Here is a 20,738-nt window from a genome sequence, read left to right as displayed (position 1 = left end):
AATTGGAAGATATTAAGGCATATATCGAATCAGGAATACTCGAACTCTATGTTTTGGGTGATGTGACGCCGGAAGAGTGTGCCCAGGTGGAAGCCATGGCCCAAAAGCATCCGGCCATCAAAGCTGAGCTTGACGAGATAGAGCGTTCATTGCAGTTATATGCTGAAGAAAATGCCATTGAGCCATCTGAAAACCTGCGCGGCCGGGTACTAAATAGCCTGGTTGTCAATTTGGGGGATGACCGCACTTTTGGACCGGGAAGAACGGCCGCCGAGGAAGAAGATGATGATATTATCCCTATCTCGCGTGCACGTTCAAACACCTTCTTTAAATATGCATTTGCAGCTTGCCTTGCGTTATTGATTATTAGCATAGTTGCTTTAATAAGCGTTTATAATAAACTGCAGGACTCTAACAACCTTGTAGCCTCGCTGCAATCTCAAAATCAGCGTTTTGCCAGTCAGGCCAACCTGATGGATAAGGAACTAACTGTATTCCGCGATCCTTCTTTCAAAATGCTCAAATTACAAGGGACATCTAAATCACCTTCATCGATGTTGATGGTTGCCTGGAGCCCGGCTAAGAAAAAGGTGATGATTGATATGGTACATGGCAATATGCCCGCTAATGATAAAGACCATCAGTATCAGTTATGGGCATTGGTAGGGAATAAGCCCGTCGACCTTGGAGTATTTGATGCTGATTCAACATCCAAAGGCATGAAACAAATGAAATCCATTGCCTCTGCCGATGCTTTTGCCGTAACACTTGAACCACGTGGCGGTAGCGCGAGTCCTACCATGGATCAAATGATGGTGATCGGTAAATTCTGATATTCTCTCTTCGTAACAAACCTGTTTTATTCTAACGAATCGGTATATAATATGCCATGGAAATGTTAATTATTGTTAAAAAACAAAAATTAGCTATACGATCTTGTAACAAAACGCGTATTACATGTGTCTTTTAGATAAAATAAATAAGAGTATTCGTTCTTTATAAGATCAGTTAATATATTAATTAAAAATGCGACTGGACAATACTACGGTCGCTTTTTTTATGCCATTAACTTTGCAGTAGTAACTGGCAGTTGGGTAATCAACCGGCTTGGGAGTACAACATGCATGCGGTTTGGTAAAGCTAGTTCGTCGCCCGCTTTTCCGTGAATATAGTTGCCTATAATGCAAGCATCTTCGGGAGAGTATTTTTGTGCCAGTAATGCCGCAATAACCCCGGTTAAAACATCGCCCATACCACCGCTTGCCATGGCTGCATTGCTTGTTGAGTTAAAGAAGAGTTTTCCGTCAGGAGTAATAGTAATGGTATAATCATTTTTCAAAACGATATAAATGCCATGTTCCTGCGCCATATCGATACCCGTTTGCAGGCGCTGCCACCAATTGGTATGCTCACCAAACAAACGGTCGAATTCCTTCATATGAGGCGTTATGATACTTCCCCTAGGGATATATCGCCATAAACCGAAATGCACCGAAAGCAGGTTAAGTGCATCTGCATCCATTACAACAGGTTTGTTGTAGCTTTGTAGTAGTTTAACTAGTAAACTTAAAGTATCCTTATCTTTTCCAATACCTGGCCCGATAGCAACAGTGCTGAATTTTTCCCATTCAACTTCCGGCTCCTCGTCTTTAATTCTAACAACGGCCATTATTTCGGGGTGATAACTGTTCAATGCGATCAATCCACTTTGCGGTATACAGGCGGTAGTTAACCCTGAACCGGCATAAGCGCAGGCGGATGCGCATAATAAAGCCGCTCCCATCGTTTCCGCCGAGCCGGCAATGATAAGTGAATGCCCGTAAGTGCCTTTATTGCTAAAACGATGGCGTGGTTTTAGTCTCTTGCGGATGTCCTTTTCCTCTACCAATTGATATGGCGAGTCCAATGACCGGATAAAATGCTCGCTGATACCGATGTTAACAGCTTCCCAGCAATGAATATATGGGCCGGATTCGGGCAACAAAAAGTTGATCTTGGGCTGCTGAAAGGTGATGACCAAATCGGCTCTTAAAACAGTTGCTTCGGGATCGGTTAGTCCTTCGCTGAATAATCCTGTAGGTACGTCTACTGCTACGACGGTTTTATTTAGATTGTTCAGATAGTTCACCAGTCGTTTATAATCGCCCTCAAGAGGCTTATTCAGCCCGGTACCTAATAAAGCATCGACAATGATGCCACTATTTTCCTCGGGCAGATCTTTACCAGGTTTGATCTCGAAAATATTGATACCAGAAGGGATCAGCCGGTGTAGGTTAGTATTAAAATCATCAGACACCCGCGAAGAGAATAAGGCTATCTTAACATCAACCTTTTGATAGCTATGATCCTTTAACATGCGCGCGACAGCCAGTCCATCGCCGCCGTTGTTACCCGTTCCGCAATACACTGCAATGCTTTGAAACTTATCCGGAAAATGATTGACAAACCAACCTACGAAAGTTTTGGCGGCACGCTCCATCAGATCGATAGAAGCGATGGGTTCGTGCTCAATAGTATAGGCGTCCGCTTCGCGGATCTGAGAGGAAATAAGCAAAGGAAGCATAATAAATAAAGGTAGCGTTTATGCTTTTTGTTTCCGAATACTATTACTTTATTCCCATTTCCTTCTTCAAAAACTGCCCTGTAAAGCTTTCTTTTACCTTGCACAAACCTTCAGGTGTGCCGCTGAATAATATTTTACCGCCACCAGAGCCACCTTCAGGACCGAGGTCGATCACGTGATCGACTACCTTGATCACATCCAGGTTGTGCTCTATTACCAATACGGTATTGCCTTTGTCAACCAATTGATTTAATACGCCCAATAGCACGTTAATATCCTCGAAATGCAGACCGGTAGTTGGTTCATCTAGTATATAAAAGGTATTGCCTGTATCTTTTTTAGAAAGCTCGGTTGCCAGTTTTACACGTTGTGCTTCGCCACCGGATAGGGTAGTAGACGCCTGTCCCAGCGTAATATATCCTAAACCCACATCATGCAGGGTCTTTATTTTCCGGTAGATCGACGGGATATGTTCAAAAAACTCACAAGCAGTTTCGATGCTCATATCCAGTACATCGCTGATGGATTTTCCGCGATAACGAACTTCCAATGTTTCGCGATTATATCTTCGGCCGCCGCATTCCTCACAAGGCACCTGTACATCAGGTAGAAAGTTCATTTCAATTACTTTCATACCTGCGCCCTGGCAGGTTTCGCAGCGACCGCCTTTTACGTTGAACGAGAAGCGCCCTGGTTTATATCCGCGGATCTTAGACTCAGGCAGTTGCACATATAAGTTTCGGATATCAGAGAATACACCAGTATAAGTAGCCGGGTTAGAGCGCGGTGTACGGCCAATCGGTGTTTGATCGATCTCAATTACTTTATCAACATTGTCCAAGCCTTCAATGGCTTCATAAGGCAATGGTTGTTTCTTCGCCCTGAAAAAATGGTGATTCAGAATAGGGTAAAGGGTTTCCGTAATCAAACTTGATTTACCGCTGCCCGATACGCCGGTAATACCGATCAATTTTCCTAACGGGAACTCAACCGACACCTTTTTCAAATTATGCCCTGTAGCTTTTTTAAGTGATAATATCTTACCATTTCCCGCACGTCTCTTTTTCGGTATTTCAATCTGTTTTTCACCATTCAGGTACGAGGTGGTCAGAGTATGCTTTGCCATTAGTTGCTGAGGTGTGCCTTGAGCAACGATCTCGCCGCCATGTACGCCTGCTGCAGGCCCCATATCAATCACATGATCGGCTTCAAGGATCATATCTTTATCATGCTCCACTACAAGAACGGTATTACCCAAATCGCGCAGGTTTTTTAATGCATTGATCAGCCGCTCATTATCCCGCTGGTGTAAACCAATGCTCGGTTCGTCCAGGATGTACATCACATTCATTAGCTGCGAACCGATCTGAGTTGCCAAGCGGATGCGTTGCGCCTCTCCGCCAGAGAGTGTTCTTGCCGTGCGATCAAGCGTTAGATAACTCAGGCCCACATCGAGTAAGAAAACAATGCGTGCGCGTATTTCTTTCAATATTTCTTTAGCGATCGTATTCTGGCGTTCGTTTAGCCGGTCCTCCAAATTGGTGAACCACTCATCCAGTGAGCGGATGTCCATACAGGCCAGCTCGAAAATATTCTTATGGTCGATCTTGAAGTGCAGCGACTCTTTTTTCAATCGTGCACCTTCACAAACGGGACAGGTTTTCAGCACGCGATAGTTTTCCATATCGTCCAGGTCTTCCTCGCCACGGCGTTCCTGCTGCTCTTCCAACATGCGAACAATGCCGTCAAAGCTGATCTGGTAGTTTTGTACGTTCCACTTGTTGTATTCTACTGCTACAGTGATCATTTCCTCCGAACCATTCAGGATAACATCCAGCGTTTCTTTTGGCAACTTTTCCATTGGGGTAGACAAGTTGAAGTCATATTTCTTAGCCAAGGCTTTCAGTACCTGGAATATCCAGGTCTCGCGGTATTCTCCCAATGGGGCTAAACCGCCGTTCATAATGCTCAGTTTTGGATTAGGGATAACCGACTTTTCATCTACCTCGAAAATATAGCCTAAGCCGTCACATTTTTCGCAAGCACCATAAGGTGAGTTGAATGAAAAAGTATTTGGCTGGGGTTCATCATAAGATATCCCCGAAACCGGGTCCATTAGGTATTTGCTGTAATAAAATACGTTGTTATCCTTGTCGGCAATACGGATAATGCCTTTCGCGATCTTTAATGCCGACTGTATAGAAGTATGCAGGCGCTTGTAATCTTTATCGCTGATTACCAAACGATCGACCACAATATCGATATCGTGAATCTTATAGCGGTCTACCTGCATTTTGGGCTCCACATCAGCGATGGCGCCATCGATCCAAACTTTTAGGTAGCCTTGTTTGCGTATTTGCTCAAATAACTCGCGGTAATGCCCTTTACGGCCCTTTACTACAGGAGCAAGAATATTTACAGGTTGTCCGTCGAACTTTTCGGAAATGGTCTTCAATATCTGATCTTCCGACATACGCTCCATTTTCTCGCCTGTCACATACGAATAAGCCTCGCCTGCACGTGCATATAGCAAACGCATAAAATCGTATATCTCAGTAATGGTACCTACAGTCGATCGTGGATTTTTGCTGGTGGTTTTTTGCTCAATGGCAATCACAGGGCTCAATCCCGATACTTTGTCGACATCCGGGCGTTCCATGCCACCCATAAACTGGCGTGAGTAGGCCGAAAATGTCTCCATATAGCGGCGCTGACCCTCTGCATAGATAGTATCAAATGCCAACGAGGATTTGCCACTACCACTCAGCCCGGTAATTACTACCAGTTTGTTGCGCGGAAAAGAGACATCAATATTTTTTAAATTATGTACCCGGGCGCCGTACACCTCCACTTCACTTTGCTCGCCCAGATCGACAGGTTTTGTAATCATATATGAATTATATTGACCAAACAGGTGGCCTGCTAAGTTAATGATTTTACTAAATTAATTAGTATTTGTGATAGGGTAAGGCGTAAAATTCAATAATGACACTGGTATGTCAGCGGGTCATTTTTCGTTGGTGCAAAGGTACATAAAAAAAGCCGGTCTGCTCTAAGCAAACCGGCCTTTATAGTGCTCCGTAAATAATTACGACTTAGTTATCAAATGCCATTAAATCTGAAGGTTCCAGGTTTGCGATCAATGATTGTTTATTGATCTTGTAACCGTACAGTTCGGGTTGTTCTATCACCTGTTTCATGGCGATGATCCGGTACATGTATGCGCCCGTTTCAGGGTTAAAATGCATGCGGAAATAGTTGGCCCTTGCCTGCCTTTGTTCCTTGAGGGCCTTTTCCATTTTTATCTCGCCGACATTGTAGGCTGCCGCAGCCAGTGTCCAACTATGAAATTCGGCGTACAGTTCCTTAATGTATTTGCAAGCTGCAACGGTAGATTTTCGCACACTGTATCTTTCATCCTTTCCGTCACCCACTTTCAGGCCATAGGTACGGGCTGTGCCGGGCATAAACTGCCACCAGCCTGCTGCGCCCGCTTTAGAAACGCCTGATTTAAGGCCCGCTTCAACCAATGGGAGGTATTTAAAATCTTCAGGAATACCGTATGACTGCAGAATAGGGACAATGACAGGAAATATCTTTGCCGCCTCTTCCTGTAAAACATACGACTGTACTGTGGTGTAGCTGGTTTTGACTAATGAATGTCTCATCTTCCGATTAACGCGCATGTCGTTTACTGGAACATATTCTTCAGCAAAACTAAAATCGCTACTGCGATAGTTTTTAGGGTAAATAAACTTGTATTCAGTGTTACGTTTAACCACCTTTTTGGTGTCTTTATTCACCTTTTTGGTGTCGGTTTTACCGTAAACAGATAGCACGGAAATGACAACAGTAACCCATATTACGGAGCACGTAATTAAGCCTTTTTTAATCATTTCTTTTTTGGGTTAATAAATAATTTCATCCAGTGAATGTTGTGCAAAAGTAAGGCCAATAAGCCAGATTATCAAATACTTGTATTTCCACACATGTGTGAAAAGCTTGTAAACAACCCCTAAAAGGAGCCTTTAAACGATTTAAACCAACTTTTTGAACTGTTCAAAAAAATTGCGTAATCGGGCAAAAAAACGTACTTTTGACCCTCTTATAGAGCTAGCGTAAAGCAAAAAATTATGGTATTTAAAAGACCAGGGAACAGTCGCGACGACAGATCCAACGGATCACCCGGCAGGCGAAAAACAAGTGACAATAAGCCTTCAAAAACGGGGTCTTCCCGCCCCAGCAAATCATCAAATTCCCGTTTCGACAAAACAGGTGCCAGACCTGGTAAAAATGACCACGGAAATGAAACGCGGGATCCGCAAAAAAGTTTTTCATCGCCGAGAAGAAAACCTTATTCGGGCAGACCGGAAAGCGGCGATGCTCCGGCGCGTCGCTCATCAGGTAGCGGTTCGTTTTCGCGCGGAAGTTCAGAAGGCAAACCGAAAAGAGCTTTTGGTGATGACCAAACAGGCGAAAAGAAAAGTTACTCTTCAAGGGGGAAGGCTCCTTACTCAGGAAGGCCATCATCTGAAGACAGACCGAAAAGAAGTTTTGGCGGTGAGCAGACCGGGGAAAAGAAAAGCTATTCGTCAAGAGGAAAAACACCTTACTCTGGCAAGCCATCATCTGATGACAGACCGAAAAGGAGCTTTGCTGGTGAATCTTCTGAAAGAAAGTCTTTCAGTAAACCAGGTTTCAAAAGCAGCGAAAGGTCCTCGGATAAGAAATTCAGCAGTCGTTCCTCAGAAGATACGGGATATAAACCATTTCGTAAGTCGGCTAACTCATCTTACAATAAACCAGCATTCAAAACGGAACGTAGCCCAGAAGATAAACCGTTACGGGCAAGGAAGAAGTCGGCAGAAGAATCTGGTCTGATCCGTCTGAATCGTTATATATCAAACGCCGGCATATGCTCACGCCGTAAGGCTGATGAACTGATCAGTGCGGGAGTAATATCTGTTAATGGGGAAGTAGTATCCGAATTGGGTTATAAGATTGACCCAAATAAAGATGCAGTACGCTATAATGGCGAATTACTGAAACGCGAGAAAATGGTGTATGTACTTTTGAATAAACCCAAAGATTACATCACTACTACGGATGATCCGCAGGAACGCCGCACCGTAATGCAACTGGTTGAGAAGGCAAGCAGGGAGCGTATTTATCCTGTTGGCCGCCTTGATCGCAACACCACAGGCTTGCTGTTAATGACCAATGATGGTGACCTTGCCGATAAACTATCGCATCCTAAAAACAATATTGTAAAGCTATATCATGCTGAACTGAACAAAAGCCTTACCCAGGGTGACCTGAACAAAATTGCTTTTGGCGTGGAACTGGAAGATGGCTTTATCAAACCCGATGCAATTTCTTATGTTCAGGGCGCTACCAAACGCGAAGTAGGCATACAGATACACAGCGGTAAAAACCGCATTGTGCGCCGTATTTTCGAGCATTTGGGCTATGAAGTAGTAAAATTGGATAGGGCAGTTTATGCCAACCTGACCAAGAAGGATCTTCCCCGCGGCCGCTGGCGCTATTTGGATGAAAAGGAAATAATACAATTAAAGCATTTGATATAAGCGAAAGCTGAAAGTCCAAAGCAAAAAGCTCTGGATTTTTTTATTTCCGGTTGGTTTATACATAAAGCTTTGGACTTTTCGCCCTAAGCTTTTAGCTTTACAAAATAACCATCCTAAAAATGAAAAAACTTCTTTTAATTCTCGTCTTGTTATTTCCGGTGCTTACTTATGCACAAAAGAAGGACAAAACGCCATCCACATATGACCTTTTAATAGGCACTTATACCAAAGGCAAAAGCAAAGGCATAATGGTTTATCGTTTTTATGTTGAATCGGGCAGGCTGGCTTACCTGAACCAGATAGAAGGCGTAAGCAATCCAAGTTATCTCTGTGTTTCAAAAGATAATCATTTTGTATATGCTGTAAATGAAGACGGTAAGGACGGGGGAGTGAGCTCATTTACATTTGAACCGAATTTGGGAAAACTGACGCTTTTAAATAAGCAATCGTCTCAAGGTATTGACCCATGCTATATTTCAGTTGATGAGGACCGAAAGAATGTATTTGTAGCTAATTATAACAGCGGCAACCTAACCGTGCTGCCTGTAAATAAAGACGGCTCGCTAAAACCTGTTTCGCAAAATATAAAGGATGAAGGCAAGGGGCCCGATGCCAGCCGCCAGGAAGGCCCGCATGTACACATGGCTTATTTTTCGCCAAACGAAAAATATATGTTGTTTACCGATCTGGGTACAGATAAGCTGAACATATATCGTTATCATTCCTCGGATGAAAAGCCATTGTCGCCTGCTAACCCATCGTCTATTAGCGTAAAACCGGGTAAAGGGCCGCGCCATTTGGTGTTCTCTCCTGATAAAAAATACCTGTATCTATTGCAGGAAATGGGAAGTGCTATCAATGTATACAAATTCAACGGGGGAGATCCTAAAGAAATACAAAGTGTAGATATGCTCCCTGCTGGATTTAAAGGAACAAATGGTGCGGCTGCTATTCATATCTCGCCTGACGGCCGTTTCCTGTACGCATCAGACCGCCTAGACGCAAGCGCATTAATGGTTTATGCTATCAATAAAGAAACAGGTGAACTTACTTTTGTTCAGCGTCAACTGACGTACGGCAAAAATCCCCGTGACTTTGCTATCGATCCAACGGGAAAATACCTATTGGTAGCTAATCAGGACAGTGACAGTATTATAGTTTTCAGAATAGACCAGGCAACAGGAGTATTAAGTCTAACGCGCAACCGCCTGGAAAATATTGGGAATCCTGTTTGTCTGAAATTTACTTCAGCTGAATAGGTTAAAACGAAAAGGTGAAAGATAAAAAGTTTTCTGCGACCTTTTGCCTTTCACCTTTTACCTCCTATAAAATTTGTGCCCGGCTTTTCTCTATTACCTCTGCATAATAGTTTTCGTAAACAGGCAATATGATCGATAGATCGAATTCTTTGGCACGTTTGAGCGAGTTTTCTTTAAAAGTTTTCAGGCGATCCTCGTCTTCTAAAATATAGATCGAGCTTTCTGCCATACCGTCAATGTCACCCACTTCTTTCAGGAAGCCGGTTACACCGTCGACATTCAGTTCAGGCAAGCCACCTGCATTGGAGCTTACCACAGGCACCTTGCAGGCCATGGCCTCTAAGGCTGCCAAACCAAAGCTTTCAGACTGTGACGGCATCAGGAATAAATCAGATACCGATAGGATTTCTTCAATCGCATCCTGCTTGCCCAGGAAGCGTACATTATCGCTTACACCAAGGTCGCGGGCTAACTGCTCGCATTCTGTACGTTCACCTCCGTCACCTACCATTAATAGTTTTGATGGTATGCGTTCGATTATTTTGGCGAAGATCCTGATCACATCCGTTGTGCGTTTCACCTTGCGGAAGTTGGAGGTATGGATCAATATTTTTTCACCCGCAGGGGCAATTGCTTTCTTAAAATGATCTTTCGCTTTAAGGCTAAAGCGTTTCATGTCGATAAAGTTGGGTATTACCCTGATCTCATTCTCGATCTCAAAAAATTCAAAAGTATCCTTTCTTAAGTGCTCAGATACTGCTGTAACACCGTCGGATTTGTTGATGGAAAAGGTAACAACTGGCTGGTAAGTCCTGTCCTTCCCAACAAGGGTGATATCAGTACCGTGCAATGTGGTTACTACCGGGATGTAAATGCCATAAGTCATTAATATCTGCTTAGCCATAAACGCAGCCGAAGCATGTGGTATGGCATAATGCACGTGCAGGATATCTAACTTTTCGAATCGTACTACATCAACCAGCCGGCTTGCTAAAGCCAGTTCGTATGGCGGATATTCAAAAAGTGGGTATTTGGATACGGCAACCTCGTGATAAAAAAGGTTCTCTGAAAAGAAATCGAGTCGTGCAGGCTGGTTGTAAGTGACAAAGTGCACCTGGTGACCATGATCTGCAAGGGCCTTGCCCAGTTCGGTTGCAACAACCCCGCTACCGCCAAAAGTGGGGTAGCATACTATTCCGATTTTCATTGATTTGGTTTCTCTCTTGCTATATAGTGATGAAACTATCGCACGTTGCCCGCCTTAAGCTTCGCTGGTATACGTGCAATAGTTTCATTGATGCAAGTTTAACAGCTATTTATGGCAATAATGTTATAACTGTGTAAAATCATTTGAAGATGTCACCTGTCGGATGTCGATGCAAGTTCCGGCAGAATCAATTCATCATCGGGCAATTGCACCCCTTCTGAATCGCCTGGTAAACCACATCCTGTATCCTTGGCCTGATGTTCAGGCTGGAAAGCTTATCAGTCACCTTCGGATTCACCCTGTTGGATAAAAAGATATAAACCAGGTTATAGGCTGGATCCACCCACACACCAATGCCGGTATACCCTGTATGTCCAAATGTTCTTGGCGATGCCAGCTTGGATGGATAATGACGGTCGGCAATGGGATCCCATCGGTCGAATCCCAAACCACGACGACTTACATCCGACTGCTTGGCGGTGTATAAATCAACAGTTTCAGGTTTAAAATACTGATCGCCGCCATAGGTGCCCCGGTTTAAAAGCATCTGATATAAGATGGCTAAATCATTGGCTGTTCCGAATAAGCCTGCATTGCCAGACACTCCGCCTAATAAGGCTGCCGTGGGGTCATGCACATAGCCGTCTAATAAACTATGGCGGAATACCTCATCATCCTCCGTAGGAATTATACGACTTATAGGGAAACGTTTATACGGCAAAAATCCGGTAAACTGCATACCGAGCGGATCGTAAAAGTTGTCCTGTACATACTCATTGAGCGGTGCAGCTGTCACAGACTCGTCTATTTCCTTCATAAAACACATACTCAGGTCGCTGTACACGTATTGCCCGCGGGTGTTTAAAGGCGAATTCAGCATATCGGCCCACATTACGTCGCGGAAGTAGTTTTTGCGCAGGTAAAAATGCAAGGCCACTTTGGTAGAATAGACTGCCGAGGAATCGGTACTGATATCGGTTGGTTTCAGTTTCTCGTAGGTCTGTATATCGGGGATCAGACCGGCCTGATGCTCCATCAGTTCACGTATCTTGATATTGTTCTTATTGGTTTTGCGTGCCATGGGAATATAAGTGCCAATAGTTGAATCCAGGTTCAACCGGCCTTCCTCTGTCAGCCGCATAGTCGCAATAGTAGTGGCAGATATTTTAGTTACCGAAGCCAGGTCGAAAATATCCGTGAGCTTATCCGGGACGGTTTTATCATAGGTATGATAACCATATGCTTTGTTAAATATCACCTTCCCATCCTTTGCCACTAAAACCACGCAGCCCGGCGTAGCCTGGTTGGCTATGGCCTCGTAGGCAATCTTATCAATATCCGTCAGGTTGTCGGCATTGATACCCACTTCTTCCGGAACAGTGTATTGTAGCCGGGTTTTGGTTGTAATGAAGCCCGTGCCTGTACGGTATTTCTGCGAGTAGGTTTTATCCAGATTTTGTGTCACGGCCAGACCTCCAAAAATGGCCTGAGCACTAAACATCGCCGAAACGGGAGAAGATTTGCTTGAGAAAACTATCGGTGAATTGATATTATCCAACTTGCTTAACGAACTGCCGTCGCCAAAGTAAGCTATCACCAGATTTTTTGATGGCCTGTTCTCAGTTATAAAACTCACGACCTGCGGATTGGCCATATCGGCATCCGTAAGTTGTACGATCAGGGTATTATAGAGCTTGGTGTCAAAATCAAGCACACCCTGGCCAGGCAGTCCTACATACTCCATCCCGTTAAACGATTGTATCTGACTGTATTTATTCAGAAGACTGTCAAAGGCAGCGGTATAGGGGTATGAGAAATGGATACTGGCAATAGTAAGCTGACCCAGTTCCTTCAACGGGATCTGGTTTTGAGCGTTATTCAGCAAGATGGTTGATTTTTCGGCGGCTTTTTCTTCGTTAACGTATGCTTGACCGGTTAAAGGGGGATTTTGTGCACAAGCTGAATGAACTAATATAAATCCTGCAAGTGCCAGGAGACAAAATCTCCATTTATTTTTTCTCATATACATTCTCTCCGTTCACGTAGGTTTTTAATACTTTAACATTTGGCAGGTCTGAACCTTTAATCTTCATGATGTCATTATCCAATATCACAAAGTCGGCAAATTTGCCCGGTTCGATGCTGCCCTTTTCTTTTTCTTCAAATTGTGCCTTTGCGGCCCATATGGTCATCCCCTTTAACGCTTCAATCCTGCTTATCGCATTTTCAGGCTGAAATCCTCCTTCGGGATAACCTTTCAGGTCTTTACGCTCCACGGCGGCATAAAAAGTGTAAATAGGACTGATGTTTTCCACAGGGAAATCGGTACCGAGCGGAATCCAGCCGTTTTGATCAAGCAGTTGTTTATAGGCATAGGCTGTTTTTAAGCGCCTTTTGCCCAACCGTGCTCCTGCCCAACGCATATCTGATGTAGCATGAGTGGGTTGTACTGACGGGATGATATTATAATCACCAAAATAATGAATATCATCCGGTGATACCACTTGTGCATGTTCTATTCTCCAGCGATGATCGTTTTTGCCTTTAAGCACGCTCGCATAAATTTTCAGAATGGTGCGATTGGCTGAATCACCAATGCAATGTGTGCACATTTGGAAACCTTTGGCAACAATCTTTTCCGCTACTTCTTGAAAATGTTTTTGATCGCTCAGTAGAAAACCCTTCCAGTTTTTCTGATCATCGTAAGCCTGCAATAAACATGCCCCCCGTGAGCCCAGCGCGCCATCGGCATATACTTTAAAACCGCGCACATCTAAACCTGGCGTTTTAAATACCCCGCGTTTAAACAGGTAATCATAATTTTCCTGGCGGTCTGAAAGCAGAACGTACATGCGCATCTTTAGCGCGCCTTTATGTTGTAATTGTGCGATGGTGCCCACCATGGTATAAGGCAGACCGCAGTCTGAAACGGTTGTCAGTCCGTCGGCAAAACAATTTCTTTGGGCAAACAAAAAAGCGTCTTCTATTTGCTGGTCTGTAGGTTGTGGGATCTTGCGGGTCACAATACCTACGGCATTGTCTACCAAAATACCCGTGAGTTTTCCTTTTACTGTTTCAATCTCGCCACCTGTAATGGCTTGTCCGGGTTTTACGCCTGCAAGGGTTAAGGCGGCCTGGTTAGCAATAACGGCATGGCCATCCACCCGGGTAAGCAGAACCGGCCTTACTGGGAACAGCTTATCCAATTTTTCTTTATTGGGGAACTGTCTAATCTTCCATTTATTTTGATCCCATCCGCGGCCGATTACCCATCCATCAGGGTTACGTTTTGCTCCGGCTGATACCGAATCTACAATTTCGTCCCAACTTTTGGTGGCATCCAGGTTTACTTCCTGTAAGCCTAAGCCATATTCATAGAAATGCGAGTGTGCATCAATAAAGCCAGGATAAACTGGTTTGCCTCCTGCATCTATGACATGATGGGCCTTGTAAACGGATTCGAGTGAATCGTCTTTGCCTACTGCGATGATCTTTCCGCCCTTTACAACAAATGCATCCGCGACAGAAAAATTGGAGTCCACTGTATAGACCACGGCATTTTTTACCAGCAGGTCGGCGTTGAAATCCTGTTGTTTGGCACAGGCGGCAAATAAAAACAACAGCGGCAGATGCAAAAGTTTTTTCATTGGCAAGCGTAGGATTTACTATATACAATTATCTGCATATTATGTTGTAGCAGCAAGTTCAATTTGTCATTAGTCATTTGTCATTAGTGTGGTTTGGTGGATATAGCAATGACTAGTGACCAATGACCAATCAACCAAAAATGTCACACAAGTATAATAATGAACGACTTATTGCCATATCGCATATATACCACAGCCGAAACATAAAGTTATGCGCTCAAATATTTAATTTAGCATCAGAAATGACCCGCCTTAAGCGGGCAGAGAAGGGAATTGATTAAATGCCAGATATAATTCAGCTTTTACCGGATTCGGTAGCCAACCAGATTGCAGCAGGAGAGGTAGTGCAAAGGCCCGCGTCGGCAGTAAAGGAGCTGATCGAGAATGCGATTGACGCCGGGGCGGATAAAATACAACTGATACTGAAGGATGCAGGGAAATCACTGATACAAGTGATTGATAACGGCTGCGGAATGAGCCTGACCGATGCGCGGATGTGTTTTGAGCGTCATGCTACCTCCAAAATACGCAAAGCCGAAGACCTGTTCGCTATACGTACAATGGGTTTCCGTGGTGAGGCGATGGCTTCTATCGCTGCGATTGCACAGGTGGAGTTAAAGACGCGTCGGCATGAGGATGAGCTGGGTACCTGTATCCTGATAGAAGGCTCGGATGTAGTGAGCCAGCAGGCTTGCTCGGCTAATGCAGGTACATCCATATCTGTAAAGAATCTTTTTTATAATACACCTGCACGCCGTAATTTCTTAAAAAGCGATCCCGTTGAGATGCGCCATATTGTGGATGAGTTTCAGCGTGTGGTGCTGGCCAATCCCAATATATTTTTCACGATGCATCATAATGGGCAGGAAGTTTTTCACTTGCCGGCCACGTCGTTAAAGCAACGCATCGTGCACCTGTTCGGGAATAGTTATAACCAGCGGTTGGTTCCGGTTGAAGAGGATACATCTATTATCAAATTACATGGCTTTGTAGGGAAACCTGAGTTTGCTAAAAAGACACGCGGTGAGCAGTTCTTTTTTGTGAATAACCGTTTTATCAAAGATGCTTACCTGAATCACGCTGTGCTAACGGCTTTTGAAGAACTGCTGCCCGACGAAAGTTACCCGCTGTATGTGTTGTTTATCGATATTGATCCTTCAAAAATTGATATCAACGTACACCCAACCAAGACGGAGATAAAATACCAGGATGAGAAGTCGATCTATGCGATTATCCGCTCGGCAGTAAAGCGCTCTTTAGGGAAATATAACATTACCCCGACGTTGGACTTTGACCAGGAAAATAGCATTGGGCACCTGATAACGGAAAAACCGATGGAACAGATCGTTCAGCCGACGATCAGCTTCAATCCTGATTTTAATCCGTTTGCCAATGAGCCGCAGGCACCAAAGACTGAGCGCTCATCGTCACCTTCTTATACACGCGAGGTAGGCGATCATCGCCGCACTCCTGTCCCTCAAAATTGGGAAACACTGTATGAGATAGCCAGCCGTGAAGAATCGGTTCAGCAGGAAATGCACCCTGAGGTAACTATACCTGTGCAAGAGCAGGAGGTAAGCAAATCGAGCGAACGGCAGTTATTTCAGATACATAACAGGTATATCCTGTCGCAAATCAAATCAGGATTTATGCTGATCAATCAGCAGGCCGCGCATGAACGCGTACTATATGAACGTTTTTTGCAGCAACTGGATAACCATTCGGGAAGCAGTCAGCAAAGTTTGTTCCCGCAAACAGTAACGCTGAACGGCAGCGATTTTGAACTGCTGAAGGAACTTTTGCCGGATATCCGTGGACTGGGCTTTGATATACGCGAGTTTGGTAAAAATACCGTGGTAGTGGAAGGAATCCCTGCCGATTTGAGCAATGTAGCTGAGCATGCCCTGCTTGAACATTTACTGGAGGGCTTTAAAAATAACCTCGCCATTTTAAAGTTAGATAAGCGTGATAACCTGGCACGGTCACTTGCCCGTAACGGAGCGATTAAAGGCGGAACAAAGTTATCGCTCGAAGAAATGAATTTACTGATAGATCAGCTGTTTGCCTGCCAGATGCCTAACCTGGCATTGAACGGTAAGCCTGTTATCAGTACATTTACCATGAATGAATTAGCCGAAAGGTTTGAAAAATAAAACGAATAAAATTTACCTATGAGCGCATACAGGCAATCGCCCTTTTCTAATTTAACACCGGTTGTAAAAAACCTGCTGATTATCAATATAATATTCTTTGTCGCTTCTTATCTGCTTCGGAATACCTTCGACATGGATAGATGGTTGGCGATCTATTATTTTAGCTCACCGAATTTCAGGCTGTGGCAGATCATTTCCTACATGTTCATGCATGGCAGTATTTTGCATATTCTTTTCAATATGCTGGCCCTGTTTATGTTCGGCCCGATATTGGAGCATAGCGTGGGCCCCAAGCGCTTTCTGAATTTATATTTTATTTGCGGTATTGGGGCAATTATTCTGCAATGGGTAGTACAGGCCATACAAATTCATAGTATTACAGGTGGGTTTATTATATCCCATCCTGACCTGGATTCAAGCTATATGGCATTTGGTCCGGTAGCGCAGAAATTATATGTTATATATAATTCTCCTATGGTCGGGGCGTCCGGGGCCATCTGTGGGGTGCTGGTAGCGTTTGCCATGCTTTACCCAAATATGGAAATAATAATGCTCTATTTTCCGGTACCAATTAAAGCAAAATACATCATACCGGCTTATTTGTTGCTGGAGTTATGGCTTGGAGTCAAACAAAGTGGCGGGGATAATGTGGCGCATTTTGCGCATTTGGGTGGAGCGTTGCTTGGTTTCCTGGTTGTAAAATTTTGGCGATTAAACCGTCCAAACAACTATTTTTAATTCTGGTGCGTTTATTGATATAAATTAAATATGAATACCTGGCAAAATATTCAATATAAAATGCTCAGATCGGGCAGCAGGGTAAACTTGCTGATCGGTATTAATGTGTTTGTTTTTTTACTGGTGAATATTGCTGGTGTAATTGACAGGTTGATTTTTCAGAGCAATTTTATCGATTATTATTCCGGAGAACTGCTTTTGCTGCCTTCATTCTTACCCCGTTTAGCGAGCCATTTCTGGACACCTTTTACTTATATGTTTATGCATGCGGGTATTTTTCATATTCTGTTCAATATGCTTTGGCTTTATTGGTTTGGACAAATATTTGAAGAGTACCTGGGCAATAAACGAACTATTGGGCTGTACCTGTTAGGCGGATTGACAGGCGCTATTTTTTTCATAGCAGCTTATAACATTTTCCCTTTCTTTGCCGCCGCTCTTGCGGGAAGTACGGTTGTCGGCGCTTCGGCCAGCGTCATGGCAATTATTGTAGCTACTGCGACGTTGTTGCCTGATTACAGCCTGAACCTGATCCTTTTAGGCCCGGTAAAGCTGAAATGGATCGCGCTGTTTTATGTAGTCATCGATTTTTTAAGCATAGCTGGCCCTAATGCCGGTGGAGAGTTTGCGCATCTGGGTGGGGCACTGTTCGGGTTTGTTTATATCAAACAGTTAAAACGCGGCAACGACTGGATTGCCGCCATCGCCGGAATCTTCAAATCCAAGTCAAAAATGAGGGTTGTTTCTAAAAACTCCGATAGAAATGATAGTGGAAAGCCTCGCCAGGACGAAATAGACCGTATATTAGATAAAATTACAGAATCAGGCTATGGAAGCCTGAGCAAACAGGAAAGAGAAATTTTATCCAGGGCCAGCAAGGACAATGAAGTCTAAAAAAGGACTAAATTTTATCGACAAACTATTCCTTTGGATCAATGTGGGCTGTTGCGCCTGCCTGTTGGTAAGTTACCTTGCACCCGTTGTCAATCCCGAAAAATTTTGGCCGGTAGCTTTTTTCGGTTTAGCCTACCCGTTTTTATTGTTGGCTAATATCATCCTTATTATTTATTGGTTAGTGCGTAAAAGTAAATGGGCGTTTCTGTCAATCATTGCCATTGTTTTAGGATGGGGCATTTTGAAAAAGAATATTGGTCTGCGCTTTCCTTCCGCATACGGCATAAAAAAGGCAGAAGCTATACGGATGATGACCTACAACGTGCATAATTTTAAACGTTACGGGTCAAAAAATGATATATCTACCAAACACGAAATACTATCCATTATAGCAGATCAGCAGCCTGATATTATCGGTTTCCAGGAATTTTATACTCGTAATAAAGGGCAGTACAACATGCTCGACTCTATTCAAAAGATATTAAAGTGCAATAATTATTTTTTTGAGGCAGTGGTCGAAAACAGGACCGAAGCAATCGGGATGGCATTATTTTCAAAGCTGCCGATAGTTTCTCACGGATACATCCAGCTAACAGAGAAACGCAGCGAGAATCAGTGTATATACATCGATGTAAAAAAAGGGGAAAAAATACTCCGCGTATACAGCGTTCATTTGCAATCCATCCGTTTTGACCCGGATGACTACAGGTATTTGAATAACATATCACAGCAGGGCAAACCCGAAGGGAGTTCGGCTAAGCGTTTGGGGTATAAACTAAAAGTTGCTTTCCAGAAACGAAGTGAACAAGTATTCAAGATTAAGCGGCATGCAGATTCCTGCTCTTATCCGTACATCATTTCCGGTGATTTTAATGATACGCCAACTTCATTTGCCGTTAACGAGATGAACAAGGGTCTGAAAAATGCCTTTCGCGAAAAAGGCTCGGGAATGGGGCGCACTTACAACGGCAGTTTCCCAAACTACCAGATAGACTATATTATGGCGGGTAAACAGTTTGATGTGCTGAATTATGCCATTATCGAAAAGAAACTATCCGACCATTATCCGGTGTGCAGCGATCTGGTGCTTAAATAATTCGTCAACCAACTGTAAAAACCCGCGATACCAATAGCACTTTGGTGATTTAGTACAGCACATATCAGCTTCAAATCGAAAAAATCGTAAGTTTGCCGACATGGATCAAAGCCTGTTTATTTACAATACTTTAACCCGTAAAAAAGAGAAATTCGAAGCCCTTAATCCGCCTCACGTAGGCATGTATGTTTGCGGTCCCACTGTTTACAGCGATGTGCACCTGGGCAATTGCCGCACCTTTATGTCATTCGACCTGGTTTTCAGATATCTTACGCATTTGGGATACAAGGTGCGTTACGTGCGTAACGTAACCGACGCGGGCCACCTGGAAGGCGACGCAGGCGATCAGGGCGAGGACAAGATTTCGAAAAAGGCTAAACTTGCCCAGCTTGAACCGATGGAGATCGTGCAAAAGTATACGGTTGGCTTCCATGATATTATGCAGGTATTTAATGTGTTGCCGCCAAGCATTGAGCCTACAGCCACGGGACATATTATTGAGCAGATTGAACTCGTAAAAGTTATCCTTGAGCATGGTTATGCTTATGAAGTAGACGGCTCCATTTATTTTGACGTAGAAAAATATAATCAGAATCATAATTACAGCATATTGAACAGGCGAAACCTGGAAGATATGATCAATAATACCCGCGACCTGGGTGGACAGGATGAGAAACGCGGGGCATTGGATTTCGCTTTATGGATAAAAGCTAAGCCGGAACATCTGATGAAGTGGCCCTCTCCATGGAGCATTGGTTTTCCGGCATGGCATTTGGAATGCTCGGCAATGAGCGCCAAATATCTGGGCCACCAGTTTGATATACATGGCGGCGGTATCGATCTGATGCCAACCCACCATACCAACGAGATCGCTCAAAATATGGCGGCCTGTGATAAAATGCCGGCCAATTATTGGGTGCATACCAATATGTTGACGGTGAACGGCCAGAAGATGTCAAAGTCATTAGGCAATAGTTTTTTGCCTCAGGAACTTTTTGAAGGCAATCACACTCTGCTGAATAAAGGCTACAGCCCAATGACGGTACGGTTCTTTATGCTGCAGGCACACTACCGCAGCACGCTTGATTTTAGCAATGAAGCGATGGAGGCGTCAGAAAAAGGCTTTAAACGCCTGATGAATTCATTTACACTACTCGATAACCTGAATGCGTCAAGTACCACAGAAGTAGAAATAGCGCTATTGCAACAACGTTGCTATGACGCAATGAATGATGATTTCAACAGCCCGGTTTTGATAGCTGAACTGTTCGAAGCGTCACGTATCATCAATTCGGTTTATGATAACAAGTTGAAGATCGACGCAAAAAACCTGGAAATGTTAAAGAACCTGATGAATGATTTTATCATCGATGTTTTGGGATTAAAAAATGAACAAGCAGCAAACGATGATCTGCCAAAAGTATTGGATATGATAGTGGGGTTGCGTAACGGGGCAAAAATGAATAAGGACTATGCCACATCTGACAGGATAAGAGATGGGTTGCAGCAAATTGGTTTCCAGTTGAAAGATGGCAAAGAAGGTACTACATGGAGCAAAATGTAATGCCTATAAATAATGATTATAAATATTAA

14 protein-coding genes are annotated in these 20,738 nt (G+C 43.7%); 8 read left to right on the top strand and 6 right to left on the bottom strand.

Features of this window, described 5'->3' with window-relative positions; translation table 11 throughout:
* Nucleotides 1-2 precede the first annotated feature (2 nt).
* A complete protein-coding gene (locus Q3A68_RS05315) occupies nucleotides 3-833 on the top strand; it encodes an anti-sigma factor (protein ID WP_302900017.1) in 831 nt (276 codons plus the stop codon).
* A gap of 224 nt (nucleotides 834-1,057) precedes the next feature.
* On the opposite strand, the gene Q3A68_RS05310 is transcribed toward Q3A68_RS05315, so the two are convergent.
* The 3 genes from Q3A68_RS05310 to Q3A68_RS05300 form a co-directional block, all read right to left on the bottom strand.
* On the bottom strand, nucleotides 1,058-2,563 hold the full coding sequence (locus Q3A68_RS05310; RefSeq protein ID WP_302900016.1) for an NAD(P)H-hydrate dehydratase: 1,506 nt from the start codon (nucleotides 2,561-2,563) through the stop codon (nucleotides 1,058-1,060).
* 43 nt (nucleotides 2,564-2,606) lie between these two features.
* Entirely contained in the window at nucleotides 2,607-5,453 is a 2,847-nt protein-coding gene (gene uvrA, locus Q3A68_RS05305; protein WP_302900015.1) for an excinuclease ABC subunit UvrA, read from the bottom strand.
* 205 nt (nucleotides 5,454-5,658) lie between these two features.
* Nucleotides 5,659-6,459 (bottom strand): lytic transglycosylase domain-containing protein, encoded by an 801-nt coding sequence (locus Q3A68_RS05300; protein ID WP_302900014.1) that lies wholly within the window; start codon nucleotides 6,457-6,459, stop codon nucleotides 5,659-5,661.
* Nucleotides 6,460-6,696: 237 nt separating this feature from the next.
* Between Q3A68_RS05300 and Q3A68_RS05295 the strand changes: the two genes are divergently transcribed.
* Entirely contained in the window at nucleotides 6,697-8,151 is a 1,455-nt protein-coding gene (locus Q3A68_RS05295) for a pseudouridine synthase (RefSeq protein WP_302900013.1), read from the top strand.
* Between the two features lie 119 nt (nucleotides 8,152-8,270).
* Nucleotides 8,271-9,410: a lactonase family protein gene (locus Q3A68_RS05290; protein ID WP_302900012.1), complete on the top strand. Its 1,140-nt coding sequence runs from the start codon at nucleotides 8,271-8,273 to the stop codon at nucleotides 9,408-9,410.
* A gap of 64 nt (nucleotides 9,411-9,474) precedes the next feature.
* Here Q3A68_RS05290 and bshA read toward each other — a convergent pair whose 3' ends face one another.
* The 3 genes from bshA to Q3A68_RS05275 all read right to left on the bottom strand — a co-directional run bounded on the left by bshA (nucleotide 9,475) and on the right by Q3A68_RS05275 (nucleotide 14,264).
* Nucleotides 9,475-10,617, bottom strand: a complete 1,143-nt coding sequence (gene bshA, locus Q3A68_RS05285; protein WP_302900011.1) for an N-acetyl-alpha-D-glucosaminyl L-malate synthase BshA — start codon at nucleotides 10,615-10,617, stop codon at nucleotides 9,475-9,477.
* A gap of 187 nt (nucleotides 10,618-10,804) precedes the next feature.
* Complete coding sequence (locus Q3A68_RS05280) at nucleotides 10,805-12,640, bottom strand: serine hydrolase domain-containing protein (protein WP_302900010.1); 1,836 nt, start codon at nucleotides 12,638-12,640, stop codon at nucleotides 10,805-10,807.
* Entirely contained in the window at nucleotides 12,627-14,264 is a 1,638-nt protein-coding gene (locus Q3A68_RS05275; protein ID WP_302900009.1) for an amidohydrolase, read from the bottom strand. Before Q3A68_RS05275 ends, Q3A68_RS05280 begins: the two co-directional genes overlap by 14 nt.
* Before the next feature lie 281 nt (nucleotides 14,265-14,545).
* Between Q3A68_RS05275 and mutL the strand changes: the two genes are divergently transcribed.
* The 5 genes from mutL to cysS all read left to right on the top strand — a co-directional run bounded on the left by mutL (nucleotide 14,546) and on the right by cysS (nucleotide 20,709).
* Nucleotides 14,546-16,417, top strand: coding sequence for a DNA mismatch repair endonuclease MutL (gene mutL, locus Q3A68_RS05270; RefSeq protein ID WP_302900008.1), 1,872 nt, complete (start codon nucleotides 14,546-14,548; stop codon nucleotides 16,415-16,417).
* A gap of 18 nt (nucleotides 16,418-16,435) precedes the next feature.
* Nucleotides 16,436-17,155 (top strand): rhomboid family intramembrane serine protease, encoded by a 720-nt coding sequence (locus Q3A68_RS05265; protein ID WP_302900007.1) that lies wholly within the window; start codon nucleotides 16,436-16,438, stop codon nucleotides 17,153-17,155.
* A 30-nt stretch (nucleotides 17,156-17,185) separates the two neighbouring features.
* Nucleotides 17,186-18,049, top strand: a complete 864-nt coding sequence (locus Q3A68_RS05260; RefSeq protein ID WP_302900006.1) for a rhomboid family intramembrane serine protease — start codon at nucleotides 17,186-17,188, stop codon at nucleotides 18,047-18,049.
* The gene (locus tag Q3A68_RS05255) at nucleotides 18,039-19,145 is read left to right on the top strand and encodes an endonuclease/exonuclease/phosphatase family protein (protein WP_302900005.1); all 1,107 of its coding nucleotides are present in this window, start codon (nucleotides 18,039-18,041) and stop codon (nucleotides 19,143-19,145) included. Before Q3A68_RS05260 ends, Q3A68_RS05255 begins: the two co-directional genes overlap by 11 nt.
* A gap of 100 nt (nucleotides 19,146-19,245) precedes the next feature.
* Nucleotides 19,246-20,709: a cysteine--tRNA ligase gene (gene cysS, locus Q3A68_RS05250; protein ID WP_302900004.1), complete on the top strand. Its 1,464-nt coding sequence runs from the start codon at nucleotides 19,246-19,248 to the stop codon at nucleotides 20,707-20,709.
* The last annotated feature ends 29 nt before the right edge of the window (nucleotides 20,710-20,738 follow it).

Source organism: Mucilaginibacter tolerans (genome assembly GCF_030519375.1).
Classification (GTDB): Bacteria; Bacteroidota; Bacteroidia; order Sphingobacteriales; family Sphingobacteriaceae; genus Mucilaginibacter.
The sequence above is the reverse complement of the archived record's forward strand: the minus strand, read 5'-3'. Positions and strand labels throughout refer to the sequence as shown.